This is a genomic window from Rhodococcus sp. USK13 (assembly GCF_018343855.1).
Classification (GTDB): Bacteria; Actinomycetota; Actinomycetes; order Mycobacteriales; family Mycobacteriaceae; genus Rhodococcus_F; species Rhodococcus_F oxybenzonivorans.
The window spans coordinates 6,336,805-6,362,561 of the sequence record NZ_CP069242.1; the positions used below are offsets into that span (position 1 = coordinate 6,336,805).

The 25,757-nt window shown below is 66.1% G+C and carries 23 protein-coding genes; 12 read left to right on the top strand and 11 right to left on the bottom strand.

The features are described 5' to 3' along the window. The first annotated feature begins 35 nt into the window (after window positions 1-35). Together JQT59_RS31795 and JQT59_RS31800 are read left to right on the top strand one after the other, a co-directional pair. Window positions 36-818 carry an ABC transporter ATP-binding protein gene (locus JQT59_RS31795; protein ID WP_249353991.1) on the top strand — a complete coding sequence of 261 codons (783 nt, stop codon included), beginning with the start codon at window positions 36-38 and terminating at the stop codon, window positions 816-818. Then, window positions 815-3,265: an ABC transporter permease gene (locus tag JQT59_RS31800; protein WP_213573389.1), complete on the top strand. Its 2,451-nt coding sequence runs from the start codon at window positions 815-817 to the stop codon at window positions 3,263-3,265. The genes JQT59_RS31795 and JQT59_RS31800 overlap by 4 nt, the downstream gene beginning before the upstream one ends. Window positions 3,266-3,300: 35 nt before the next feature. Here the strand turns inward: JQT59_RS31800 and JQT59_RS31805 are convergent, their stop codons facing one another. From JQT59_RS31805 to JQT59_RS31825, 5 genes are read right to left on the bottom strand one after another with little or no spacing between them, the layout of a single operon-like run. After that, entirely contained in the window at window positions 3,301-4,527 is a 1,227-nt protein-coding gene (locus JQT59_RS31805; protein ID WP_213573390.1) for an MFS transporter, read from the bottom strand. Then, on the bottom strand, window positions 4,524-5,888 hold the full coding sequence (locus tag JQT59_RS31810; protein ID WP_213573391.1) for an LLM class flavin-dependent oxidoreductase: 1,365 nt from the start codon (window positions 5,886-5,888) through the stop codon (window positions 4,524-4,526). The genes JQT59_RS31805 and JQT59_RS31810 overlap by 4 nt, the downstream gene beginning before the upstream one ends. Before the next feature lie 35 nt (window positions 5,889-5,923). Then, complete coding sequence (locus tag JQT59_RS31815) at window positions 5,924-6,817, bottom strand: ABC transporter permease (protein WP_213573392.1); 894 nt, start codon at window positions 6,815-6,817, stop codon at window positions 5,924-5,926. Further along, window positions 6,810-7,646, bottom strand: a complete 837-nt coding sequence (locus tag JQT59_RS31820) for an ABC transporter ATP-binding protein (RefSeq protein ID WP_213573393.1) — start codon at window positions 7,644-7,646, stop codon at window positions 6,810-6,812. The genes JQT59_RS31815 and JQT59_RS31820 overlap by 8 nt, the downstream gene beginning before the upstream one ends. Before the next feature lie 43 nt (window positions 7,647-7,689). Continuing rightward, window positions 7,690-8,760, bottom strand: coding sequence for an ABC transporter substrate-binding protein (locus tag JQT59_RS31825; RefSeq protein ID WP_213573394.1), 1,071 nt, complete (start codon window positions 8,758-8,760; stop codon window positions 7,690-7,692). A 280-nt stretch (window positions 8,761-9,040) separates the two neighbouring features. On the opposite strand from JQT59_RS31825, the gene JQT59_RS31830 reads away from it, so the two are divergent. Continuing rightward, entirely contained in the window at window positions 9,041-9,961 is a 921-nt protein-coding gene (locus JQT59_RS31830; protein ID WP_213573395.1) for a sigma-70 family RNA polymerase sigma factor, read from the top strand. On the opposite strand, the gene JQT59_RS31835 is transcribed toward JQT59_RS31830, so the two are convergent. Then, window positions 9,936-10,565: a carboxymuconolactone decarboxylase family protein gene (locus JQT59_RS31835; RefSeq protein WP_249353992.1), complete on the bottom strand. Its 630-nt coding sequence runs from the start codon at window positions 10,563-10,565 to the stop codon at window positions 9,936-9,938. The genes JQT59_RS31830 and JQT59_RS31835 overlap by 26 nt on opposite strands. Before the next feature lie 144 nt (window positions 10,566-10,709). Here JQT59_RS31835 and JQT59_RS31840 point away from each other — a divergent pair, with 144 nt between their 5' ends. Further along, the gene (locus tag JQT59_RS31840) at window positions 10,710-11,897 is read left to right on the top strand and encodes a pyridoxal phosphate-dependent aminotransferase (protein WP_213578275.1); all 1,188 of its coding nucleotides are present in this window, start codon (window positions 10,710-10,712) and stop codon (window positions 11,895-11,897) included. Next, window positions 11,894-12,925 (top strand): AraC family transcriptional regulator, encoded by a 1,032-nt coding sequence (locus JQT59_RS31845; protein ID WP_213573396.1) that lies wholly within the window; start codon window positions 11,894-11,896, stop codon window positions 12,923-12,925. Before JQT59_RS31840 ends, JQT59_RS31845 begins: the two co-directional genes overlap by 4 nt. A 78-nt stretch (window positions 12,926-13,003) precedes the next feature. Here the strand turns inward: JQT59_RS31845 and JQT59_RS31850 are convergent, their stop codons facing one another. Together JQT59_RS31850 and JQT59_RS31855 are read right to left on the bottom strand one after the other, a co-directional pair. Beyond that, window positions 13,004-13,429, bottom strand: a complete 426-nt coding sequence (locus tag JQT59_RS31850; RefSeq protein WP_109327342.1) for a VOC family protein — start codon at window positions 13,427-13,429, stop codon at window positions 13,004-13,006. A 70-nt stretch (window positions 13,430-13,499) separates the two neighbouring features. Continuing rightward, the gene (locus JQT59_RS31855) at window positions 13,500-14,147 is read right to left on the bottom strand and encodes a LysE family translocator (RefSeq protein ID WP_213573397.1); all 648 of its coding nucleotides are present in this window, start codon (window positions 14,145-14,147) and stop codon (window positions 13,500-13,502) included. A gap of 223 nt (window positions 14,148-14,370) precedes the next feature. Here JQT59_RS31855 and JQT59_RS31860 point away from each other — a divergent pair, with 223 nt between their 5' ends. Then, window positions 14,371-15,018 carry an alpha-ketoglutarate-dependent dioxygenase AlkB gene (locus JQT59_RS31860; RefSeq protein ID WP_213573398.1) on the top strand — a complete coding sequence of 216 codons (648 nt, stop codon included), beginning with the start codon at window positions 14,371-14,373 and terminating at the stop codon, window positions 15,016-15,018. A 4-nt stretch (window positions 15,019-15,022) separates the two neighbouring features. Here the strand turns inward: JQT59_RS31860 and JQT59_RS31865 are convergent, their stop codons facing one another. Then, window positions 15,023-16,111, bottom strand: coding sequence for a 3-deoxy-7-phosphoheptulonate synthase (locus tag JQT59_RS31865; RefSeq protein ID WP_159919809.1), 1,089 nt, complete (start codon window positions 16,109-16,111; stop codon window positions 15,023-15,025). A gap of 304 nt (window positions 16,112-16,415) precedes the next feature. Here JQT59_RS31865 and JQT59_RS31870 point away from each other — a divergent pair, with 304 nt between their 5' ends. Genes JQT59_RS31870 through JQT59_RS31890 form a run of 5 tightly spaced genes read left to right on the top strand, consistent with a single transcriptional unit; the run spans window position 16,416 to window position 21,411 of the window. Continuing rightward, window positions 16,416-17,867 carry a GntP family permease gene (locus tag JQT59_RS31870; protein ID WP_213573399.1) on the top strand — a complete coding sequence of 484 codons (1,452 nt, stop codon included), beginning with the start codon at window positions 16,416-16,418 and terminating at the stop codon, window positions 17,865-17,867. Window positions 17,868-17,892: 25 nt separating this feature from the next. After that, window positions 17,893-19,146: a CaiB/BaiF CoA transferase family protein gene (locus tag JQT59_RS31875; protein ID WP_213578276.1), complete on the top strand. Its 1,254-nt coding sequence runs from the start codon at window positions 17,893-17,895 to the stop codon at window positions 19,144-19,146. Further along, the gene (locus JQT59_RS31880; protein WP_213573400.1) at window positions 19,143-20,081 is read left to right on the top strand and encodes a hydroxymethylglutaryl-CoA lyase; all 939 of its coding nucleotides are present in this window, start codon (window positions 19,143-19,145) and stop codon (window positions 20,079-20,081) included. The genes JQT59_RS31875 and JQT59_RS31880 overlap by 4 nt, the downstream gene beginning before the upstream one ends. Next, window positions 20,078-21,073 (top strand): 2-hydroxyacid dehydrogenase, encoded by a 996-nt coding sequence (locus JQT59_RS31885; protein WP_213573401.1) that lies wholly within the window; start codon window positions 20,078-20,080, stop codon window positions 21,071-21,073. The genes JQT59_RS31880 and JQT59_RS31885 overlap by 4 nt, the downstream gene beginning before the upstream one ends. Next, the gene (locus tag JQT59_RS31890; protein WP_397517663.1) at window positions 21,070-21,411 is read left to right on the top strand and encodes a glycerate kinase; all 342 of its coding nucleotides are present in this window, start codon (window positions 21,070-21,072) and stop codon (window positions 21,409-21,411) included. Before JQT59_RS31885 ends, JQT59_RS31890 begins: the two co-directional genes overlap by 4 nt. Here JQT59_RS31890 and JQT59_RS31895 read toward each other — a convergent pair. After that, window positions 21,406-22,191, bottom strand: a complete 786-nt coding sequence (locus JQT59_RS31895) for an IclR family transcriptional regulator (RefSeq protein WP_213573402.1) — start codon at window positions 22,189-22,191, stop codon at window positions 21,406-21,408. The two genes, JQT59_RS31890 and JQT59_RS31895, sit on opposite strands and share 6 nt — an antisense overlap. Window positions 22,192-22,452: 261 nt before the next feature. On the opposite strand from JQT59_RS31895, the gene JQT59_RS31900 reads away from it, so the two are divergent. Beyond that, entirely contained in the window at window positions 22,453-22,920 is a 468-nt protein-coding gene (locus JQT59_RS31900) for a DIP1984 family protein (RefSeq protein WP_213573403.1), read from the top strand. A 265-nt stretch (window positions 22,921-23,185) separates the two neighbouring features. Here JQT59_RS31900 and JQT59_RS31905 read toward each other — a convergent pair whose 3' ends face one another. Beyond that, window positions 23,186-25,606 (bottom strand): ATP-dependent Clp protease ATP-binding subunit, encoded by a 2,421-nt coding sequence (locus JQT59_RS31905; protein ID WP_213573404.1) that lies wholly within the window; start codon window positions 25,604-25,606, stop codon window positions 23,186-23,188. Window positions 25,607-25,757 lie beyond the last annotated feature (151 nt).

Sequence of the window (25,757 nt, forward strand, 5' to 3'; positions counted from 1 at the left end):
CACACCGCATCACCTGCAATAACGTCGATTCCGTGATGACAAGGACCAACACGGAGGTGGGGACGACGATGCAGGCTGCGGTCCGCGCGAGCGGAGTAACGAAGGTATACGGCACGGGTGAGACAGCGGTGCGGGCGCTGGGCGGGGTGGACGTCGATTTCGCACGAGGCGAATTCACCGCCATCATGGGTCCGTCGGGTTCCGGCAAGTCGACACTGATGCACTGCCTGGCCGGACTCGACACGGTGACGGCCGGCCGCGTGTTTCTCGGCGACACCGAGGTGACCGGGTTGGGCGATGGGGAGCTGACCGAACTGCGGCGTGAGCGGATCGGATTCGTGTTCCAGGCATTCAACCTCCTACCGGTTCTGAGCGCACGAGCCAACATGATGTTGCCGATGCGCCTGGCGGGCAGCAACCCGTCGCCGCAGTGGATGGCGGAAGTGGTCGCCAAGCTCGGGCTCACGCACCGGCTCGATCATCTCCCCCACGAGTTGTCGGGCGGGCAACAACAGCGGGTGGCTGTGGCGCGCGCTCTGCTTCCGCAGCCCGACGTCGTCTTCGCCGACGAGCCGACCGGAAACCTCGATTCACACTCCGGCACAGAGGTTCTCGGCCTGCTGCGAACGTGCGTGCGGGAGACGTCGCAGACGGTGGTGATGGTGACGCACGACCCGGTTGCCGCGTCGTATGCGGACCGGGTGGTTCTCATCGCAGACGGTTTGATCGCCGGTGACATTCTCCGGCCGACCGTAGATTCCGTGATCGCGTCGATGCGTGCACTCGGCGCGAACGACCTCGCGGCGGTGCGACGATGAGGGAGCTGGCTTTGGCGCAGGCCCGGGCGCACGCGGGCCGGTACGTGGCCTCGATTCTCGCGGTGGTCATCGCCGTCGGGTACATCGTGGCGACGCTGACCTTGAACTCCACCGTCGGCGCCGGAATCGACAACTCGCTCGCTGTGCAGTATCAGGGCACCGACGCGGTCGCTTCCGGGCCGGGCGCCAGGGCGGCCGACCTCGCCCGGATCCCCGGCGTCGCCGCGACGACCGATGACGTGAGTGCCTCTGTCCGTGTCGATTCCGCGATCGACGGAAAGTCCTACGGTGACGCCGTGTCGATCGCGGACGACAGTGTGTTGCGATGGCAGCAGGTCTCCGACGGAGAACTGCCCAGGGGACTCGGCGAGGCGCTGGTGAGTAAGGACGCCGGAATCCCTGTCGGCTCGGAGATCACGGTGACCGCACTCGACGCGAGCGACGGTGTGACCACCAGTGTGCGGGTCGTCGGGCTGGTCGACCTCTCCGGAACAGCGCAGCGAATGCGCGGCACCACGGTCTTCGCGACACCTGCCCAGCTGATTCAGTGGGCCGGTGACGCCGCCACCCACGAGGTACGCATTGCCGGTGACGGGTCCCTGTCACAGCAGGAGCTGGCCACCCGTATCCGCGAGGCCCTGCCCGCCGACTCGACCGTGACTACCGGAGCCGCAGCAACGAAAGACGCTGCAGGACAGTATCTCGGTCAGGCCGAGGTACTGAGTACCATCCTCCTGTCCTTCGGCGCGATCGCGGTCGTTGTCGCGGCGCTCGTGATCGCCAATACCTTCGCAGTGCTGCTCGCGGCGCGGACCCAGGAGCTTGCGCTCCTGCGCTGTGTCGGTGCAACCGCATCGCAGGTGCGCCGCAGTATCCGGGCGGAGGCGGCCGCAGTAGGGATCATCGCGTCCGTTCTCGGCGCCGGTGTCGGGGTCGCGTTGGCCTGGGTGGTCGGACGGGTGGCCACGGCGGCGGATGCACCGATCCCGCTGTCAACGTTGCATGTCGATCCGCTGGCGGTCGCGCTCGGTGTGGCAGTGGGGATCGTGATGACCATGGTGGCAGCATCTGCCCCCGGACGGGCGGCGACCAGACTGTCGCCACTCGCAGCGCTGCAACCGATGGAGGCCAAGCCGGAGAGTGCGCGAATATCACTCGGCCGCAGGGTTCTCGGCCTCGGGATGCTGGCCGCCGGAATCGCGATGACCGTGGTAGGCGTCCTCGCACAGCAAGTTCCGGCAGCCACTGTGGGCGGATTGCTCTCGTTCCTCGGCATCGCGGCACTGAGCACTACGATGGTGCCTGCGCTGATCAGCCGGACGGGCATCGTTCTGGCACGGCTGGCAGGTCCGGTCGGCGAGCTCGCCGCGGGCAACGCAGGCCGTAATCCGCGCCGGACCGCCGCTACAGTCACTGCTCTGTTGATCGGTGTGGCGTTGACCAGCACCTTGGTGGTGGGGATCGCGACAGTGAAATCGTCGGCCCCCGCCGCGATGGACGAGCAGTTTCCGGTGGACGTGATGGTCAGCAGCGCAGGGAACCGAGGACTTCCACCGGAGTTGGGCTCGCGGATCACGGCAACAACGGGCGTGTCGGGGGTTTCGGCGCTCGAGCGGGCCGACCTGGTCATCGATGGACGTGGCGAACTGGAGGCCTTCGGGGTGTCGGGCAGTGCCGCGCAGTCCGTGCTGCGTACCCCGATCACCCTTCCCTCACCGGGACGGCTGGTGCTCTCTCCCGCCGGACTGCGGGACAGCGGTCTGAGCCCTGGAGACACGGCGACGGTCCGAGGTGATCGCGGCGACGTCACAGTCGCGGTGGTGGAGGGCCGGGACGGTCAGCCGGCTCTCCTCGATCACACCGATATGGCGGTGTCGGCATCGTCCCCTGTTATCGACGCGTACTGGATTCGTCTGTCGGAGGGCAACTCCGACGAGCAGTCGCTGGCCGCGACCGACCAGGTGACGGAGCTTGCCCGTGAGCTGGCGCCCGGAAGCGAAGTCCAAGGCATGATCGCGATGCGCGGGGCTATCGATTCGGTGCTCGACACCATGCTCATGGTGGTCGTGGGCCTGCTGTCGGTAGCCGTGCTGATCGCTCTCATCGGCGTCGGTAACACGATGGCACTGTCCGTCCTCGAACGGCGTCGTGAATCGGGACTGCTTCGAGCACTCGGCCTGACGAGAAAAGGAGTACGCGCAATGTTGATCTGGGAAGCCCTCCTGGTGGCCGGTGTGGCGTCCGGAATGGGCGTCGTGTTCGGTCTCATCTTCGGAACCGCCGGAACTGCGTCTGTTTTCGGCTACGACGATGTGGTGCTCAGCGGAATCCCGTGGGTGCAGCTCTTCGCCATCGTGTTGCTCGGCGGGATCTGCGGGGTGATTGCGGCACTGCTTCCCGCCAGGCGTGCGGGGGCGGCCTCGCCGATATCGGCCATGGCCGGTTAGCTGCCCGGAGCCGCCTCACCGAGCCCGGCCGAGTTCTAGGTCCTTTGTTTCTCGAGGGCGACGGAACCCGGATCGCGGCTCGGTCGAGGCGGCCACGGCGAGTAGACGGGAATGAAGCGGAACAACAGGCCCGCACCGAGCAGCGCAGCCCCGCCGACCGCACCGACGGCGAACCCGAGCGGGACCACCGCGGCCAGCGCACCCACCCCCAACGGCCCGGCGAACATACCGGTGTCGTGGGTCAGTCGCCAGGCGGCGAGGAATTCTGCGCGGATCGCGGGTGGGGCGATGTCGGCTCCCAGCGTCATGATGACGCCATTGCCGAGCCCGTTGCCGATGCCCATGAGGACGGCGACCAGGCCGATCGACACGAGATCGTGTGAGAACGGCAACGCCAGGTACGACACCCCGATCACCAGCAGGGAGGGTACGGCGATGAATCTCCGGCCGTACCGGTCCATGAAGTGGCCGGCCGGATACGAACACAGCAGGTCGACGGCCGCTCCGGCACCGAACACCAGGCTCACTTGGGCGGCGTCGAGTCCGAGGTGGGCGGCCCACAGCGGCAGCACCGCTTCCCGAGACGCTCGCCCCGCACCCATCAGCAGCGAGCCGGCGCCGAGGGTGGACAACAGCTTTCGGTGCCCTCGCAGAATGGAGGGCAGCGTGACATGCGACTTCGCCGGGCCATCCGTGCGGCTCGGTGGATCGGGGACGCGGGACATCAGCCACCCCGACAGCACGACACCGACAAGTTGGACGACGAACCCGCCGCGCGTGCCGACAACGAGGATCACGGCGGCACCGAGAAGCGGGCCGACGAAGAAGCCGAGCCGCCACATCGCCGCAAACGACGACATGGCACGTGCCCTCAGCCCGAGCGGCACGGCCTCGGCCAGATAACTCTGCCGGGCCAGGCCCCATACTGCGTTGGCGAGCCCGGTCAGCAGGGCGCCGAGACCCAGCACTCCCGGCGTCGGCGCAAACAAGCAGATCAGGACGCCGAGGGCGCCGACCGAGCTGCCCCCGATGATCGACCGCCGCTCGCCGAACCTGGCTACGATCCGCCCGGCCGGCAGGTCACCGAGCACGGCGCCGAGCCCGACGACCGCCACGATCAGTCCCGACACCGCCACCGACGCACCTAGATCACGTGCGGTGAGGGCCATGACCGGCGCCGCGGCGCCCTGGCCGATCCCGAAGATTGCGGCCGGGACGAAGACCGTGGTGACAAAGGGTTTGAGGCCGGTCGGACCGCTCATGCGCTCGCTTCGCCGACGGCACCGCCCAGCGGGTCACCGGGTGCGAACCGGTTGCCGACCTCGCCCAGCCCATAGTGACCGCGCAACGTCGTCGAGGTGTACTCGGTGCGAAACAATCCGCGGTCCTGGAGAATGGGAACCACCCGATCGACGAAGTCGTCGAGACCTCCCGGCAAGTACGGCGGCATGATGTTGAAGCCGTCCGCCGCACCCTGTTCGAACCAGATCTGCAACTCGTCCGCCACCTGCTCGGGGGTTCCGGCGAACGTGCGGTGTCCACGCCCGCCGCCGAGGAGTCCGATCAGTTGCCGCACGGTGAGCGAGCCGCCTTCGGCAAGATCCTTCACCAGCTGGTACCGGCTCTTGTTCCCCTGAATCTCGTTGAGCGGCGGCAAGGGTGGGAGCGGGGCGTCGAGGGAATGCTCGGTGAGGTCGACGCCGAGCATCGTGGACAGCTGACGCAGCGAGTACGCGGGTGAGATCAGCTCGGTAAAGGACCGTTCGAGCGCCTCCGCCTCTTCCTGGGTGTCTGCGATGAACGGGACGATACCCGGCAGCACCTTCAGATCGCCGGCATTGCGGCCGTACTTCACCACCCGCGCCTTCAGGTCCCGGTAGAACTCCTGCCCTTGCGCGAGGGTGCGTTGCGCAGTGAAGACCGCCTCCGCATGCCGGGCGGCGAACTCTTTACCGCTCTCCGAAGAACCAGCCTGTACCAGCAGTGGACGCCCCTGTGCCGATCGCGGGGAGTTCAGCGGCCCCTTGACCTGGAAGCGCGGACCGTCGTGGTCGATCGTGTGGACCTTTGCCGGGTCGGCGAACAGGCCGGTGTCCGGGTCGAGTACCACGGCGTCGTCTTCCCAGCTGTCCCACAGCGCAAGTGCCACGTCGACGAATTCCGCTGCGCGCTCGTATCTTCCGCTGTGCGCCGGGATTCCGTCGACGCCGAAGTTCGCCGCCTCGTCCGCGCCCGCCGAGGTCACGATGTTCCACCCCGCCCGGCCACCGCTGATGTGGTCGAGAGAGGTGAACTTCCGCGCCAAGCTGTAGGGGTCGCCGTAACTCGTCGACGCCGTGGCGATCAGTCCCACATGTTCGGTGGCGACGGCGATGGCCGACAGCAGCGTGACGGGTTCGAAGATCGCCTGCGTGTTGTGCTCGAGCCGCGGACCGATTGCCAGGGTGTCGGCGAAGAACACGGAGTCGAGTTTGCCGCGTTCCGCGATCCGCCCGAGTTCCTGGAAGTGCTTCACGTCCAGAACCCGGTGGGCCTCCGTGCGTGGATGCCGCCACGCCGCCTCGTGGTGACCCACGCCCATGAGAAAGGCATTGAGATGGAAGTGCTGGGAACCTTGTGACATCGAGTTTCTTTTCTACGAGAGGAGCAGCAGGCCGATCAGACCCGCCAGCGCGACAACCTGCGTTCGATCAACACGAGAATCGCGTTGAGGGACAGCCCGAGAACAGAGATCGCGACGATGCCCGCGTACATGTTGGGGATCTGAAAGTTGAACTGGGAGGCGGTGATCAGATAGCCGAGCCCGGCCTTGGCGCCCACCATTTCAGCGGCGATCAGCACGAGAATGGACGACGCCGCCGCCATGCGGATACCGGTGAAGATGGTGGGAACAGCGGCGGGCAGCACCACTTTCTGGAACAGGCGCACCGGCGACAATCCCAGCGACGAAGCCGATTTGATCAACAGCGGATCGACGGTACGCACACCGGAAATCGTGTTGAGGAGAATGGGGAACGTGCAGGCGTAGATCACCAGCGCGATCTTCGACTCCTCACCGATGCCGAGGATCAGGATGAAGACGGGTAGCAGGGCCAACGCGGCCGTGTTACGGAAGAGCTCGAGAATGGGGTTCAGGAAGTCCGACACCGGGCGGTACCAGGCGATCGCGATGCCCAGCGGGATCGCGATCGCGACTGCCACGAAGAAGCCGATCAGAGCCCGCGAGAGACTCGCCGACACGTGCTGCCACAGTTCACCGCTGGCGGCCAGGTCGAGAAAGGCTTCGACCACCGTACTGAACGGTGGCAGAAACACCTCGTCCACCAACCCGATTCGGGGCGCGAACTCCCACAGCCCGAGAAACGCGACGATCGCGATGGAAGGCTTGAGGATTCGCCAGGCGACGGGCCCCACGACCGCGCCGGCGCGCTTCGCGGCGTTGGGTGCCGCCGGTCGGACCTCCGGTGCGGGCGATGTTGCGCGGGTCTGTAGTGGATCGGCGACGACAGGTGCCTCGTCGAGGTCTGTCGGTGTGGCAAGTGCGCTAGACATGAGCCTCCTCCTTCTCGATTACCTGTGCTCGCTCCACTTCACCGTGCAACAGCGTCCAGATCTTGTGCCGGTACTGCCGGAACTGCTCGTTGGATCGGACGTCCTCAACGCTGCGGTCGATGTCGATGTCGACGAACGTCTTCACCCGCCCGGGTCGCGAGGTCAGCACCGCAACCCGCTGCCCGAGGTAGATGGCCTCGTCGATGCCGTGGGTGATGAACAGGATGGTTTTTCCCGTTGCCTTCCAGATGCGCAGAAGTTCGTCCTGGAGTGATTCGCGGGTCTGCGCGTCGAGGGCGGCGAACGGCTCGTCCATCAGCAGCACTTCGGGATCGAAGGCCAAGCTGCGGGCAATCGCGACACGCTGCTTCATCCCACCGGACAGTTCGTGCGGGTACCGGTCACCGAAGCCGTGCAAGCCCACCAACTCGAGGTAGTACTCGGCGAGGCTCCGGCGCTCCTTCTTGGGCAGCCCCTTGGCTTCCAACCCGAACTCGATGTTGTGCCGCGCGGTGCGCCATGGGAGAAGCGCGTACTGCTGGAAGACGATGCCTCTATCGAGTCCCGGCCCCGTCACCGGCTTCCCGTCGAGGAGAATGCGGCCCGAGGTCGGCGTGCTCAAACCTCCGAGAAGGTCCAGCAGCGTCGACTTTCCGCAACCGCTGGGTCCGACGAGGACGAGGAACTCACCGGCGGCGAGATCGATGTCGATGTCTTCGATGGCGGTGAACTTGTCCCTCGTCCCGCGCACGTCGAATTGTTTGGTGACGTGTTCGAGGCGGAGTTTGGGGGGTGTGACCTGACCTCGGTCCGAAGCGGTCGTGCTCATGTCTGTCCTTCCGATACTTCTCCGTCAGTTCTGCTCGGTACTGTCATTTCGTGGCCAGGGCCTGCCCGTCCGGACCGCTGTCCGCCGGATACGTGCCATTGGCGTAGGGGTTGTACTCGTTCGTGTACACATCGGCCGGCGTGAGCTTGCCGTCCTCGAGTTCTCCATTGCGCACGAGCCAGTCGATCCAGGTCTGAATCTCCTTGTCGGTGATCACTCCACCGGGGCCGGCGACACCGGGCGACCTCCAGTAGTCGACGAGGTCGGTGTTCTCGTTGCGTCCGCGCTCGGTGATGATCTCCTTGTACTTCGCGATCACCTGATCGCGCGGCGTGGTCTGTGTCCAGCGGATCGCCCGGGCCGTGCCCTGCACGAAGTCGGCCACTGCCTCCTGGTTCTTTGCGATGAAGTCGTTGCGGAACAGCAGCGAGCCGTACGTGAACGAACCGAAGATGGACTCGTCGGTGAACAGCGCGCGGATGCCGCCCTTCTCCACGGCCTTGTCGCGGAACACGCTCCCGAGTGTGCCGACATCGATCTGCCCCTGTCGCAGTGCCTGTTCGGTGTTCACCGGGGGTACGACGGTGAGCTCCACCTGCTTGATCTCGTCCGGAGTGAGCCCTTCTCGCGCCAGCCATTCACGGACCAGGAATTCGTGGTGCGCGCCGAGGGTATTCATCCCGACTTTCTTGCCGATGAGATCTCGGGCGGTGCGAATCGGGCTGTCCTCGAGCACGTAGTACCCGTTGAACGTCTCTTTGTCGGAGCCGTAGTACCCGACGACCGAGGTGACGGGTGAATCCGCGGCCGCCAGCTTCAGTACCGCCCCGTTGAACGCCCCACCGAAATCGGTCTGTCCCGTTGCGGCGTTCTGGATGCTCTGGGGCCCACTGGTGCTGTCGCCGATCCAGTTCAGCTCGACCTTCTGGTAGTAACCCAGGTCGGCCGCCAATTCCGAGAAGGAGACCTGGCCGGTGGTTCCCTCGTAGCGCAGGACGGTCTTACCGTCGGCGGTCGTGACGGTCTTGTCACTCGAGCAGGCGACGGTGAGGCCGGCGAAGGTGAGCAGGGCGGCCGCGGCGGCCAGAGTCCGCGCCAGACGTGGACGAATCATCGGGATCTTCCTCAGGGTGATGCCCGCGCACAGAAAGGGTGGCGGGTCGGGTGATGCGCACCGTTCGACCGGAGACCGGGACGGTCCCGCGGGATCGAGCGGTGCCTGCGAAGAGAAGGGGTGCAGAAAAGCCAGGTCAGCTGCGACAGCTACAACACTGGAACATGGCAGAACTCCCTGACGTCGTGTGGTTGTCCCACAGTACGTCCGGTGCCCCCACCAGGGTCAACGGTTACGCGCACCACGGATTTTATGTCTGGATCGGACGTACGATGTCGGCATGCCGTCAGCGACGCTGGTAGACGAATTCGAGGGCCACCGGCGGCATCTGTTGTCGGTGGCCTATCGGCTGACCGGCAGTGTCAGCGACGCCGAGGATGCCGTGCAGGAATCGTGGCTGCGACTCGACGAAGAGAATGCCACCGGCATACGGGACCTCCGGAGCTGGCTGACCACCGTGGTCGGCAGAATCTGCCTCGATCGGCTGCGATCGGCCGCCGTGCGACGGGAACAGTATGTCGGGCAGTGGCTTCCGGAACCCATCGTCACCGGGCTGGGACCGTCTGCGGAGCCGGATCCGCTCGAAGCGGTCGTACAGGAGGAAGACAATCGGTTGGCGGCGTTGATCGTGCTCGACACGCTCACTCCGCAGCAACGCGTCGCCTTCGTGCTCCACGACGGGTTCGGGGTGCCATTCGACGAGGTGGCAGACCTGTTGGGGATCGCGGTCCCGGCGGCGCGGCAGCTCGCGTCCCGCGCCCGTAAGGCCGCGGCAGCAACCACTCCCGCGGTCCCGGACGAGGAGCATTCACGCGCGGTGCAGCGACTTCTCGGAGCCCTCGCCTCCGGCGACATCGATGCGGTGGTGTCGGCACTGCACCCCGACGCCCTCGTCATCGGCGACGCCAACGGCACGACCAGTACCGCCGTCAACGTCATCCGGGGAGCGGACAAGTTCGCTCGCTTCTATCTCGGCCTCATCCGAAAGTACGGCGCCGCCGCCTTCACCACCATGCAGCCGGTCCTTGTCAACGGTCAGCTCGGCTTCTTCAGCGCCGGGATCGCCGGCGGCGGGACCCACCGCAGCTCGCCTCCGCGAGTGGGTGGGTTCACCGTCCGGGACGGACTCGTCTACGCCGCCTACGACATCGCGAATCCGGAGAAGCTCGTCGGGATCAGACTCCAGGACCACCCTTCGTGACCTCGGTGTCGTCACCTCGGTGGTCAGCAGCGGGGGCTTCCGAGGCCCACGGCACCCGGCACGATTCGGTGCTGAAACCCTGTTCGGTGATGCCCAGTGCCGAATACATCCGGGCCCGCATGTTTTCGATCCCGATCTGATACGACAGTTCGACGACACCGTCCCTGCCGAAACGGCGTTCGAGGTCGGCCACCTGTTCGTCCGTGACCGTCGTGGGCGTCGCAGTCATCGCGTCGGCATAGGCGATGGCCGCACGCTCGTCCTCGCTGTACGCCGGGGAGTCGGCGTAGTTGCCGATGTCTTCGAGCCTCGCCGTGTCCAGCCCGTCGAGGCGTTGCAGCATCGTGCCGAAGTCCACGCACCATGAGCAGCCGATCGTCCAGGCGACGCGGTATACCGCCAGCTCCCGGACACTGGCCGGAAGCACGGTCGACGCCTTCTGCACCGCCAGCTCGTGCCGGGCCGAGGCGACGAAGAGTTTGCGGTGGTGGGCGAGCACGGTGAACGGCTCCGGCACCTCGTCGAACTTGCGGGCAGCGAATTTGTACGCAACCTTGACCAGCGGGCTCGCGTCCGCCGGGGCCACTGCGGGAATGCGGGGCATTGTGTCCTCCATCGTCACCGGGCGCCCTTCGCGCGCCGTCTACAGAGAAGACGAGACAGCCCCGCAGAACGTGACACGGCCGTGTGCGAGGTTCGGTGGCACACCGACTACGCTGCAGTAATGCCCGAAACGCCGCGCAATCGCCTGTCGGCTACGCCGCGTAATCGAACCGTCTCGCGCCTGCAGCCGTTCGCATCGACCATCTTCGCCGAGATGACCGCACTCGCGGTGGAACACGACGCCATCAACCTCGGTCAGGGTTTCCCCGACACTGATGGGCCGTCGTCGATGCTCGACACCGCGCGTGCGGCCATCGCCGACGGCCTCAACCAGTACCCGCCCGGGCCCGGAATGCCCGTATTGCGGCGTGCGGTGGCCGCCGACCGGCTGGCTCGCTACGGCCTCGACCACGACCCGGACTCGGAGGTGCTGATCACCGTTGGCGCCACGGAGGCGATCAGCGCGGCAATTCTCGGTCTCGTGGAGCCCGGCGAGGAGGTGCTGTTGATCGAGCCGTACTACGACTCCTATGCGGCCTCCGTCGCACTGGCGGGCGCGGTGCGCCGCACCGTGCCGCTCGTTCCCGCGGGCGAAAGCTTTGCCGTCGACCTCGACGGACTCCGCGATGCAGTTACGAGCAAGACCCGGATGCTGATCCTCAATACACCGCACAATCCCACCGGCACGGTGTTCACCCGCGAAGAACTCGAGGCCATCGCTCGCCTGGCCTGCGAGCACGACCTGCTGGTCCTCAGCGACGAGGTCTACGAACACCTGGTCTTCGACGGCCGGACCCATACCGCCGTCGCCACCCTCCCCGGGATGTACGAACGCACGGTCAGCGTGTCGAGTGCCGCCAAGACGTTCAACGTCACCGGGTGGAAGATCGGCTGGGCATGCGGACCCGCCGAACTCATCGACGCCGTGCGCACCGCGAAGCAGTACATGTCGTTCGTGGGCGGCGGCCCGTTCCAGCCGGCGGTGGCTCACGCGCTGACGCACGAACAACAGTGGGTGACACAACTACGCGACAGCTTGCAAACGAAGAGGGACATTCTTTACGACGCTCTCGTGGCGGCCGGCCTGGAAGTCCGTTCCGGCGGGGGCACCTACTACCTCTGCGCCGACATCACGGGGATCGGCGAGCACGACGGTATCGAGTTCTGTCGGAATCTTCCGGCGAGGATCGGTGTCGCCGGTGTGCCGGTCAGCGTGTTCACCGACCACCCCGAGCAGTGGAAGCCCTTGGTTCGCTTCGCCTTCTGCAAACAAGACCACGTGCTCGCCGAGGCCGCACGGCGATTGCGGGCTCTCGGAAAGCCTCGCTCGTGACTGCTCGCACCATCCCCGCCGACTTCGTCCGGCGATCACTGGAACTGTCGGCTCGCAGTGGTGTCGACCTCTCCCCCGCCTTATCCGTCGCAGGGATCACGGCGGCATCGCTGCAGGACCCATTGGCCAGGCTCACACCGACCCAGGTCACCGCGTTCACGCAAGCGGTCTGGCAGATCACGGGCGACGAACTGTTCGGTCTCGGACCGGCTCCGGTGCCGCGCGGCACCTTTCGGCTGGTGTGTCTGGCGTTGATCCACACCGCCGACCTCTCTGCCGCGCTCGAGCGGATGGCAGACATTCTCCGAGCGCTGCCCTCGCTTCCCGCTCTCCACATCGTCCCCGGCAACCACGGCGGAACGCGCATGACGCTCGATATCCGTCCCGGCGCGAAGGTCCAGTCGGCCGAGGACGCACAGTTGTCGCTCGAGGCGGCGCGCGTCACCACCGACTTCCTCCTCATTCTCCTGCACCGGTTCGCAGCGTGGCTGGTGGGTAAGCGCGTCCGGTTGCTCGCCGTCGACATGCCGTACCCCGCACCGCTTCCACGCCTCGCCGAAAACTATGACCACATCTTCGGTGTCCCCGTCACATTCGACTGCGCAATTCCCGCAATCGAATTCGACAATGCAGTGCTGCGGCTGCCGATCATCCAGACCGAGGACACGCTCGAGGAGTACCTCCGCGAATCGCCGACGTTGCTGATGTCCGAGCGCGACTACGACAGCACGGCGTCATCCCAGGTGCGGAGGGTGCTCGAATTGGGCATGAAGGGCCGCACGTCCACCGCCGAGGAGATCGCGGAGATGCTGTCTATCAGCGTGCCCCACCTACGGCGCCTACTCCGGCAGGAAGGCACCTCGCTCAATCAGCTCCGCGAGGAGGTTCTGCGCGACGCCGCAGTCGCGGGTCTGCGACGCGGTGAGACGGTCGACGATCTGTCCGCACGCCTGGGATTCTCCGAGCCCAGCGCATTCCGGCGCGCCTTCAAGCGGTGGACCGGCACCACTCCCAGCACGTACCGCTGACCTCGGCCACTGTGTTTTCGGCCCGCTGTGTTTTCGGCCGACTGCGTTTTCGGCCCACTGCGTCCCCGGCCTGCTCGGTCAGGCGAGGCAGAACTCGTTGCCCTCCGGATCGGCCATGGTGATCCACTCGTTCGGACCCTGCCGTCCCCGATGGAGCACCTTCGCGCCGGATTCCTCGAGTTCCCTGGCGAGGTCTTCTCGCCCGTCTCCCACCCGCAGGTCGAGATGCAGGCGGTTCTTCACCGTCTTCGACTCGGGAACGAGTTGGAACAGCACCCGTGGCCGCTCCGAATGCGCCGGATCCCGAATGGCGGCACCCTCCCGCCAGACGAGAACACCTTCGAAGATCATGGTGTCGGATTCTTTCGCGTGACCGGCCTGAACCAGTCCGCGGATGAATTCCTCGTTGCTCGGCTCCACCTCCCAACCGAGCGTCTGCGCCCACCACTTGGCGAGGCTGTGCGGGTTCTCCGAATCGACGGTGACCTGAAATTCGTATCCCATGTTCCGACGGTATAGCGAGGTACCGACAGGTTGAAGCGAGTACGACACCGCGGGAGTTGTACGACGGACGTCAGACCACCGTGGGGCGACCGCGATCGAACGCAAGATGTACCGCGAGCCCGCCCAGCACACTGCCCATCACGAGTTTCTGAGCGCGGATCCACCGCGGCCGCCCCTGCAGCAAGCCGGCGACAGACGCTGCAAGGCAGACGATTGCGGCATTGACGACCACAGCGACGACAATCTGGACACTCCCCAGCAGCAGACTTTGCGACCACACCGGTCCGGAGTCGGAGTCGACGAACTGCGGAATCAACGCCATGTACATCACCGCGATTTTGGGATTGAGCAAGTTCGTAGTGAGTCCCATCGTGAACAGACGGGCCGGCGAATCGCGCGGCAGAGTCTGCCTCGGGGCGAACGGTGTAGCCGAGCCCGGCCGGAGCGCCTGCCACGCCAGCCAGCCGAGGTAACACGCACCTGCCAGTTTCAATGCCGTGTATGCCTGCGGAACCGCAGAGAATACCGCCGAAATCCCCAGCGTCGTCGCTGCCAGATACACCAGAAATCCGATCGTAACTCCGCCCAGCGACATCAAACCTGCTCCTCGGCCCTGAGTGATGCTGCGCGAGACCAGGTACAGCATGTTGGGTCCCGGCGTCAGTACCAATCCGAGCGCGATCGCCGCCACCCCGAGTATTGCCGTCGAATCGATCATGGTCGTGACGATCCCACCAGCACCACTCGCCGTCACCGTCCAGTCCAGCCTCGGTGGACCGGTGCCGCGCTCTTTGTACACAGACGCACCCCTTCTTCGCAGCCGCACTTCTTTTAGGGCCCGAAAAGTAGTGCAGCTACAGAAATCAGGTGCGTCTGAGCGGTGATCGCTACGCCCGAAGATAATGGGAACGTTTGTTCGAATATCGCGGTAGTATGACCGCATGACTTCCGCGGACGCGCGGTACGCGCTCCAAGCTTCGCTGTTCGACGACTCGTCGGGCGGTGTCGAACTGGGCGAACTCGGATCGACGGTCACTCGCCGGACCCTCACTGCCGGCGCCTGGGTCGACGTGCGCCCCGGCTGGATGACGGGCTCCGACGAGCTGTTCACCGAGCTCGTAGACACCGTTCCGTGGCGGGCAGAGCGCAGACAGATGTACGACCGCGTGGTCGACGTTCCGCGCCTCGTCCGCTTCTACGGGGAGAACGAGCCGCTTCCCGATCCACTCCTGGTCGAGGCGCGCGAGGCGTTGAGCACGCATTACCTGCCTGAACTGGGAGAAAAGTTCGTGACCTCGGGTCTCTGCTTCTACAGGGGCGGCTCCGACAGCGTGGCCTGGCACGGCGACGACACCGGCCGTAGCCGCACCGAGGACACGTTGGTGGCCATCCTCTCCCTCGGCACCGCGCGACCGCTGTTGCTGCGGCCGCGCGGTGGAGGGCAGTCGATCCGGTACTCACTCGGGCACGGCGACCTTCTGGTGATGGGGGGATCCTGCCAACGCACCTGGGAGCATTGCGTACCGAAGAGCAGCCGCCCGGTGGGGCCACGCATCAGCGTCCAGTTCCGCACGCGAGGAGTCCGATGATCGCTCACCCCCGCCGGGCCGCGACCGCCTGCGCCAACCGGTCGAGCTGCGCGGCGGTGGTGTCCCAGTCGATACAGGCGTCGGTGATGGACTGCCCGTAGGTGAGGTCCTCGGCGCGGCCCAGGGTGAGGTCCTGGCGGCCGGCCTCGATGAAGCTCTCGATCATGACGCCGACGACGCCGCGCTCGCCCGCCTCGAGCCGCGCCGCGATGTCGCCGACCACCTCCACCTGCTTTTCGTGATTTTTGCTGCTGTTGCCGTGGCTGGCATCGATCACGACCCGCTCGGACAGTCCCGACTTCCGCAGCCGGGCGAGTGTGTCGGACACCGTCTCCGAGTCGTAGTTGGGTCCGTCGGTTCCGCCGCGCAAGATCACATGGCAGTCGGGGTTGCCCATCGTCCGGATCAGAGCGGCCTGACCGTCCAGATCCGTGCCGGGGAACACATGACTCGCCGCCGCGGCCCTCGTTCCGTCGACCGCCACCTGCACGTCACCCTCCGTGGAGTTCTTGATACCTACCGGCATCGACAGCGCGCTGCAGAGCTGTCGATGCACCTGGCTGGCGGCGGTGCGCGCACCGATTGCGCCGTAGGTGACCAGGTCGGCAATGTACTGGGGCATGATCGGGTCGAGGAATTCGCAACCGACGGGAAGCCCGAGGGAAGACACGTCGAGCAGTAGTTTCCGCCCCATCCGCAGTCCGGTGTCGATGTCGAAGGTGCCGTCCAGATGCGGGTCGTTGAGCAGGCCCTTCCATCCCAGGGTTGTGCGCGGCTTCTCGAAGTAGACACGCATGACGATGTGCAGATCGTCCCGCAGTTCCTCCGCCTTCGCGGCGAGTCGGCGCGCGTAGTCCATCGCAGCCGCCGGATCGTGCACCGAGCACGGGCCGACCACGACGAGCAGGCGGTCGTCGTCGCCGTTCAGCACGTTCACCGTGTCGGCGCGGCCGCTACGCACAGTCGCAGCCGCGACATCGTCGGGCGCGAATTCACGGCGCACGACAGAGGGGGCGACCAGGGGGCTGATGCTCACCGTGCGCTGGTCGTCGAGGCGATCAGCATGGGACGCGGTGTCGAGAGTGACAGTCATGGGTTGGGGTTCCTGTTCTCAGGCCGACCCTCGAAGACTGTGAAGAATCCCGCGAGCCGGTCTGTAATCCGGCTCTGGGGTGGAAGTGATCAGCGCGTGGTTACGCCGACCGACCCACCCGGGGCCGGCCTGCTAAACCAGAAATACACGCGCTGCATGGCGCCCACAGTAGCGGCCACCCCCGATCGGCGCCACACCCACCCCTGAGGATGTCCGGTCCGTTGCTTATATTGTGAGTCTGTGTTCATAATATGGGTGACCTTGTGACTGCAGTCACTATCCGCCTCCTCGTTAGGACGCGTCAATGTCAGACCTCGCAATCCTGATCAACACTGCGATCGCCGTGTCGGCCGTGGTGCTGATGATCGTGCGTTTCAAGTTCAACCCGGTGGTGTCGCTGGTCGTGGGATCCGCCTATCTCGGCCTTACTTCCGGGCTCGGAACGGCGAAGACTGTGGAGACGATCGCCACCGGTTTCGGCGACATCATGGCCGAAGTCGGGTTGCTGATTTCCTTCGGCGTCCTGATGGGCGCCATGCTGCGGGAAATGGGTGCGATCCAACGTCTGGTGGGAACGCTGCTGCGGGTCTTCGGTCCCAAGCGGATGCCCTACGCGCTGTCGCTGACCATTGCGACGTTGCTGCAGTCCATCTTTCTCGACGTACTGCTGGTCATCTCCGCACCCCTCGCACGTAACCTCGCCCCGAAGATCGGCCGGATGGGCACCGCACGGATGGCCACCGCGCTGGCGATCGGGCTCGAGTGCGGGATCGTGCTCATGGTCCCGGGTGTGGGCGCGCTGGCGCTCGCCGGACTTCTCGGTGTGCCGCTCGGCAAGATGCTGATCTTAGGGTTGATCCTGGTGATCCCGACGGTGGCGATCTCGGTGGCGATCATGTCGTTCCTGTTCACCCATGGTTGGTGGAACCCGGAGAAGGACGAGGAGCACTTCCATCAGACAGTGGTGGACGACGAGGAAGAGGACGCGACTCCCGACGGCGGCGTAGGTGCCTCGAGCCCGCGGCCCGTGCCCGGTCGCAGCGTCGCCCAGGCCGAGCGCACCAGCACCAGCCTGCGCCCGATCACGAACGAGGATGTCGTGACCCGGCACGAGGGCCGGCTCATCGTCCTGCTCGCTCCGCTGCTCGTGTCACTTCTTCTCATCGCGACCGGCGCCATTCTGGATATCGCCAAAGTCAGCAATCCGGTTATCGACTTCGTGTCCGAACCGCTCATCGCTTTGTTGATCGGTCTGATCGGCACCAGTTTCATCGGACGGCTCACCATCGGCCAGCATCGCGTGCAGAAGGCAATCGCCAGTGGTTTCAGCGAAAGCGGCCAGATCCTGATTCTCACCGGAGTCGGTGGCTCGCTCGCCGCCACTATCGCGGCCGTCGGACTCGGGGACATTCTCGGTCAGTACTTCGCCGCCAACCACGCCGCCCCGCTGCTCATGGTGTGGGTGATGGCCGCCGCCTTGCATATCGCGGTCGGCTCGGTGACGATCTCCGCGATTACCGCCGCCGGCGTCCTCGCCCCCGTCGCACCGATCATCGGCCTCGATCCCGTCCTGATCGCGCTGGCGGCCGGTGCCGGTTCACTGTTCGCCGTGCACGTCACCAGCAACACCTTCTGGCTCCTGCAATCCCTCATGGGACAGACCACACGTGGCACGCTGAAGACGTGCTCCGTAGGAGTATCGGTGGCGTCGGTGGTCGCCATCCTGCTCATCCTTCCGATGAGCCTGTTCTTCTGACCGCCCCTCGCACCCCTGAAGGAACATCATGTCTGAAAACACGATCCGCCCCCTCGACGGCGTACGGGTACTCGAGCTGGGTAACTACATCGCCGCCCCGACCGCGGGACGCATGCTCGCCGACTTCGGGGCCGAGGTAATCAAGGTGGAGCGTCCGAAAACTGGTGACGAACTGCGCAACTGGCGCCTCTACTCCGGCGACACCTCGATGCTGTACCGCACGATCAACCGCAACAAGAAGTCGATCGTGCTGGACCTGCGGACCGAGGAAGGCAAACAGCTCGTCCTCGACCTCGCCGCCAAGTGCGACATCCTGCTCGAGAACTTCCGGCCCGGCACCCTCGAGAAGTGGGGCATCGGACCGGACGCGTTGAACGCGGCCAACCCGGACCTGGTGATCACCCGCATCTCGGCGTTCGGGCAGACCGGGCCGATGTCACAGCGGCCGGGGTTCGCTGCGGTCGCGGAGGCCGCGGGCGGATTCCGTGAACTCGTCGGCGACCCGGACCGGCCACCGGTACGGGTAGGGGTGTCGATCGGCGACTCGATCGCCGGCCTCTACGCGGCGTTCGGGGCGGTCATGGCCCTGTTCCAGCGGGAGACTGCGAAAGTCGCCGGAACGCAGGGCCCGTCCCTGCCGCATCGGATCATCGACGTCGCGCTCAACGAATCGATCCTGTCGATGATGGAGTCGCTGATCCCCGACTACCTCGCGTACGGCGTCAAACGTGAACGTGTCGGCGGACGGATGGAAGGCATCGCCCCGTCGAACGCGTACCTCTGCAACGACGGCAACAGCATCATCATCGCGGGCAACGGTGACGCCATCTTCCAGCGCTACATGGACACGATCGGCCGACCTGACCTCGGCACCGACCCGGGTCTGCAGAGCAACGCGGGCCGCTGGGAGCGACGCGACGAACTCGACGCAGCGATCGGCGAATGGACCGCGCAGTATTCCCGCGAGGAGGCGCTGAAGATCCTCGACACCGCCGGTGTGCCGTCGGGTCCGATCAACACCGCCGCCGACATCTGCAGCGACGAGCAGTACGCCGCCCGCAACATGATCCAGCAGTTCACCGTCGACACCGGTGAGGCCGAGCCGAAGCAGGTCGGTTTCCCCGGCATCGTCCCGGTGATCGGCGGCACGTCACTGCCCATCCGCCACGTCGGACCGGACCTCGGCGAGCACACCCGGGAGGTCCTGGAAACATTGCTCGGCAAGACCCCGGAACAGATCGACTCCATCGTCAACGACACAGTAGGTGGCCTCTCATGACGCAGTCCTTCGAATCACGCACCCTGCTCCGCGACGTCACCCTGCGCGACGGGTTGCAGTTGACGGGCAAGATGCTGCCCACCGCCCGGAAGCTCGAGATCGCCCGCCGGCTCCTCGAACTCGGCGTGCCCGCGCTCGAGATCGGGTCGATGGCCCGTCCCGACCTCGTCCCGCCGATGGCGAACACCGTCGAGGTCATCTCCGAACTGACCCAGGAGGAACTGGACCACTGCTGGGTGTGGGTGGCGACGCCCCGGCACGTGGAGAAGGCCGCCGCGGCCGGCGCACGACATTTCCAGTACTGCTTCTCCGCCTCCGATTCCCACAACCAGGCGAACATCGGACGATCCACCGAGGACAGCCTCGCCTCGATGCCGGCAGCGATCGAACTCGCCCAGCAGGTCGGCGGCAGCATCCAACTGTGCATCGCGACGTCGTTCACCTGCCCGTTCGAGGGCCGGGTGCCCGAGCAGCGGGTGATCGACATCGCCAACGACCCTCGCGCCCACGGCGCCGTCGACGTCGTCGTCTGCGACACCCTCGGCCAGGCCGTCCCCGCCCAGGTGTACTCGCTCGTCTCCCGGATCCGGCTCGAAACCCCGCAGCGCGGAATCGTCTTCCACGGCCACGACACCTGGGGTATGGGGGTCGCGAACAGCCTCGCCGCGGTTGCTGCCGGCGCGATGACCGTCGATGGTGCCCTCGGCGGACTCGGCGGCTGCCCCTTCGCGCCCGGTGCCAGCGGCAACACCGCCAGCGAGGACCTGCTGTTCGCCACCCGCCCGGACTGGCTGAATCCCACAGTTTTCGGGTCGCTGGTGGAACTGTCCGAGAAGACGCTCGCGGAACTCGGTGAGGCCAATCGGTCCAAGGCCGCTCAGGGCGCACGCTCCAACGCCACTGCGTTCGAGTGGGTCATCGGCGGCGGCCGATGAGCGGCGCCCGGTTCTACGTCACCACCCCGATCCCCGAACCCGGTCTCACGCTGCTGCGCACCGCGGGCAGCGTCCACGTCCCCGACGCGTTGCCCGACGCCGCGCAACTACGGGACGCGTGCGTGTCCGGGGACTACGACGTGGTGGTGTCCCAGCTGCGCGACACGTTCGACGCCGACCTCCTGGCCGCCGCGAAGATCCGCGGGATCTCCAACTATGCGGTCGGGTTCAACAACGTCGACATCGGGGCGGCCACCGCGAACTCGATCCTCGTCGGCAACACACCCGGTGTGCTCACCGACGCCACCGCCGACGTCGCGATGCTGCTGATCATGGCCACCGCCCGCCGCGCCGTGGAGGCCGACACGTTCGTCCGCGCCGGAAAGTTCACCGGATGGGAGCCGAACCTGCTCCTCGGTCAGGATGTTTCGGGACGCACGCTCGGTCTCGCCGGGTTCGGTCGGATCGCGCGGGCGACCGCGAAACGGGCACTGGCCTTCGGCATGCAGGTGCAGTTCTGCCCGCGGCCTCCCGGCGACCGGCCGGTGACGGACGAGGAACTCGGGGAGTTCGCCGGACTCGTCACCCACACCGACTGGGACACCCTCGTCGCCACCAGCGACTACCTGTCGCTGCACGTGCCCCTCAACGCGCAGACCCGCCACCTGGTCGATGCGGGCGTGCTGGCGGCGATGAAACCCTCCGCGATCCTGGTCAACACGGCCCGCGGTCCCGTCGTCGACGAAGCCGCCCTCGTCGCCGCCCTGAAGTCCGGGGAGATCGCCGGCGCCGGGCTGGACGTGTACGAGGACGAACCCGCGCTCGCGCCGGGACTCGCGGAACAGTCGAACACGGTCCTGCTCCCCCACCTCGGCAGTGCGACGGTATCGGTGCGCGCCGAGATGGCGAGGCTGTGCGCCGAGAATGCTGTGGCCATGGCGCAGAACCGGATTCCCCCGCATCCGGTCAACCCGGAAGCGTGGAACCCATGACGGTTCTGATCGCCCCCGACAGTTTCAAGGGCACCTACACCGCAGGCGAGGTCGCCGACGCCGTCGCCGGCGGGATCACCACGCCGCACGACGGCCCCCGCGACCCGTCCGAAGTCGACGGCACCGGCGCGGCAGGCGGGTTCTCCGGCGGCATGTGGGCACGGTACGACGCCGAACTCCGCTCCGGCGCCGAGTACGTCCTCGACGTGATCGGCTTCGACACCCTCGCCGCGGAAGCGTCGGCGGCGACTACCGGTCCCGGATCGCCGGCGTTTTCGTCGCCACGGACGCCGTGGCCATGCACGAAGCCGGCCGCGCGATCGCGGCGCAGCTCATGACGGGTAGCGGCCACCCAGCGTCCGGGTGACCTTCTCGGCGCTGCCGACGAGCAGATCCACCCACTTCTCGCACTGTTCGCGCGGCATGCGGAGCGTCGGCCCGCTGATCGCCAAAGCACCGATCACGTCGGCGGACGAATCGAACACGGGCGCAGCCAATCCCGACGCGCTGTCTTCCCGCTCCCCGGCGGTGATGGCGTACCCGTCGGCCCGGGCCTGGTGGATCAATTCACGCAGCACCGCGGTGTCGGTGACAGTGCCCTCGGTCATCGGCTCGATGGGGCCGGCGAGGACCTGTTCGGTGAGTTCCGGGTTCCAGGCGAGCAGCACCCGGCCCGCCGATCCCGCGGGCAAGGGGACGATCTTTCCGACGTACATGTTTCGGCGCAGCGCGTGCTCGGTCTCCGCGATGGCCACGCACACGCGGTAGCCCTGCTCGACCCGGAAGAAGCTGGCGGTCTCGCCGGTGGCGTCGCGGATATCCTTCAGCACCGGCGTGACGACAGCCAGCACGTCGAGTCCCTTGGTGGCCGTAGCAGCCCAGAACGCCATCTTCACGCCGATCCGGATCTGGTCGCCGGACCGGTCGAGGAATTCCTGCGCCACCAGGTTGCTGACGAGCCGTTGGACTGTCGAGGTCGGCAGACCCGTCGCCTGCTGGATCTCGCCCAGCGTCATCGACGGACGCGACAGGCTGAACGCATCGAGGATCTCCGTGATCTTGCTCAAGACCAGCAACGGTTGGTGCTTGGAGGTCAATTCGCCGTCTTCCGCTCGCATGCCTCAACGATAGTCGCCACCGCCCACCGAGGACATTGCTGCTCGCGCCGAGCGCCGGGATGTGGTAGTTGTTGAGGATGCTGAATCGCGACTCGACGAAAGGCGCATGAGCGCCCACCGAGATCCGCTCCCCACGCTTCGATCGGCACCCCTCCGATGTCGTGACCCCTCCACCCTGCGTGTCCGTCGACGCTCGAAATCGTTGGCGCACATTCGCGCAGACGAGGGGAACATTCAATCGAACAGGGCGGGGAGGTAGAGATGAAACTAGCAGCGGCACTGGCCGAACGCGGCGATCTGACGCGTCGGGTGGAGCACCTGAAATCGCGCATCCTCACGAATGCGCGACACCAAGAGGGTGAGTCGCCGGCGGAGGACGCCGCGGCGCTACTCGCCGAACTCGAGGAGGTCCTGGACCGCCTGGAAGTTCTCGTCCGAAGGATCAATCGAACGAATACCTCTGCGCCCCTTGGTGATGAGAGCATCACGGACGCCCTGGCTCGCCGGGACATGCTGCGTATCCGGCACCGGGTGGTGTCCGCCGCCGCGGATGCCGCCTCCGGTCGTGAGCAGGACCGGTACGGCCGACAACTACGCTCGGAGCACGTCTTCGTCGCGGCGTTGCCGGTTCGGGATCTCAGGCGTACTGCCGATGATCTGGCGCGGCAAATCCGGGAAGTCGATCTCCTAGTGCAGCAAGCGAACTGGGAGGTCGAGCTGCTCGACTGAATTCTGCTGGGCAGTAGGTAACCGTTTCAGAGGCGGGCACACACCGCGGTCGGCGGCAATCCGGCCACACCTCCTGCATGGTAGGCGGCGCACCCCGGGCATACACCCGGATCACAGTGTAGCCCAGCACATTGCACAGGTGACTGCGCACGACGCACAGCTCATCACCAGGTGCCGATCCAAGACGGCGAGGGCGGGAAAGGGGCTCCCAGCACACACGTGAGTGGCACAGTACGCCGAAGCATACTGTGCCACTCACACGGGCTCAGCCGACGACCAGATCCAGCTCGTCGTCGTTGACACCGACCGTCACGCTGCCACCCTCGACCAGAATGTCGTCGAGCAGCAGGTCCGCGATCCGGTCGTCGACCGCACGCTGGATCGACCGGCGCAGCGGGCGTGCCCCGAACTCGGGCTGGTGTCCGTGTTCGGCAATCCAGTCCACCGCGGCGTCACTGAACGAGATCTCGATGCCCTTGGCCTCGAGCCGCTTCCGGCTGTCGTCCAATAGCAGGTCGGTGATCCGGTGCAGCTGTTCGGTGTCCAGCTTGCGGAAGATCACGATCTCGTCGATCCGGTTGAGGAATTCCGGCCGCATCGACTCACGCAGCCGGCCCATCACCCGGTCTCGCAGCGGCTTCTCCGACGCCTCGGCGTCACCGGTGGTGAAGCCCAGTCCGCCCGACTTGCTGGAGATGATGTCGGATCCCAGGTTGCTGGTCATGATCAGAACGGTGTTCTTGAAATCCACCGTCCGGCCCTGACCGTCCGTCAACCGTCCGTCGTCGAGTACCTGCAGCAGCGTGTTGAACACGTCGGGGTGCGCCTTCTCGATCTCGTCGAGCAGGATCACGGAGTACGGGTTGCGCCGGACCTGCTCGGTGAGCTGTCCCGCCTCCCCGTAGCCGACGTATCCGGGAGGGGCACCCACCAGGCGACTAACCGTGTGCCGTTCACCGAACTCGCTCATGTCGAGTCGCAGCATCTTGTTCTCGTCACCGAACAGGGTGGCGGCCAGAGCCTTCGCCAGTTCGGTCTTGCCGACACCGGTCGGGCCGAGGAACAGGAAGCTGCCCACGGGGCGGTCGGGATCGTTCATACCGGTCCGGCTGCGACGCACCGCCCGGGCGATGGCCCGCACGGCGTCGTCTTGCCCGATGACCCGCCGGTGCAGTTCGTCTTCGAGCCGGCGGAGGCGTTCCTTCTCCTCCTGGGTCATCTGGCTTGCGGGAATACCCGTCGACCGCGACACGACCTCGGCGATCTGCTCGGCGGTCACGTCCGGTGTGAGGTCCGACGCGTCGGCCTTGCCACCAATGCGGGCCTGCAGCTTCGTGATCTGGTCACGCAGTCCCGACGCCTTCTCGTACTGCTCATCGGCGACAGCCTGATTCTTGGCCTGTTCCAACTCCTCCACCTGCTTCCGCAGAGCCTCCACGTCGACGCTCGGCATGCGCAGCCGTAGCCGGGCCCCGGCCTGGTCGATCAAGTCGATCGCCTTGTCGGGCAGGAAGCGGTCACCGATATACCGGGCAGAGAGCTCGACGGCGGCGGTGATGGCGTCGTCGGTGTAGCGCACGCCGTGGTGCTCTTCGTATCGGTCGCGGAGACCCGACAGAATGGCCACTGCGTCCTCGATGCTCGGCTCCGCCACCGTGACCGGCTGGAATCGGCGTTCGAGCGCCGGATCCTTCTCGATGTGCTTGCGGTACTCGTCGAGGGTGGTGGCGCCGACGATGTGCAGTTCACCGCGGGCGAGCTTCGGCTTGAGGATGTTTCCGGCGTCCATCGCGCCCTCTGCTCCTCCACCGGCGCCGGCAATGGTGTGGACCTCGTCGATGAAGACGATCAGCTCGTCCTTGTGGGCGGCGATCTCGTCGATCACCTTGGTGAGGCGTTCCTCGAAGTCGCCGCGGTACCGGGTTCCCGACACCATGCTCGACAGGTCGAGTTGCACGATGCGCTTACCGGTCAGACGGTCGGGTACGTCGCCGTCGACGATCCGCTGAGCCAGGCCCTCGACGATCGCCGTCTTGCCGACGCCGGCCTCACCGACGAGGACGGGATTGTTCTTGGTCCGCCGCGACAGGATCTCGATGGTCTGTTCGATCTCGTCGGCCCGGCCGATCACCGGGTCGACGCCGCCGCTGCGGGCGCGTTCGGTGAGATCGAAACCGTACTTGTCGAGAGTGGGAGTGTCGGAGTCCGGCGCCTGCTCGGCCGACCCGCCTTGGATGGCGGTCTGTAGACGTTCCGGGGTGACACCCTCCGAGGCCAGCAGGCGGCCTGCGGCATGGTCCTGATCTGCGGCGAGCGCGAGGAACAGGTGCTCGGGATCGATGTACGTCGACCCGAGAGCGCGGGCGAGCTGATGCGCCTCGAGTAGCGCGGTCTTGAGCGCACCGCTCAGCGAGGGCACGGCGAATCCGGACGAGTTCCGGCCCTGCGGAAGACGCAGTTCCACGGCGTCCGACACGGCTGACACGTCAGCGCCTGCTCGCTGCATCAGCGTCTTGGCCGGGTCTTGTTCGGCCATGACGCGCAGAACGTGCAGTGCATCGAGGTCGGAGTCACCGCGACCGGCGGCGAACCGCGCGGCCGCTGCCATGAGTTCCTGGGTGGAGCGGCTCATGAGACGGCTGATGTCGATGCGACCAGGGCCCTCCGGCCCGAAGAATGCTGGCATTCCGAAGCCTCCTAAGAAGTTGAGCGTTACTCACTCAACTAACGTGCCAGTGCTCCGATCAATTCCCGCAGCGGGGTCCATTCATTGTGATGGCCGTCATATGCGAGGACGGCTGCCCGGCGCGAGGGACTCCCTACAACACCGGACATGG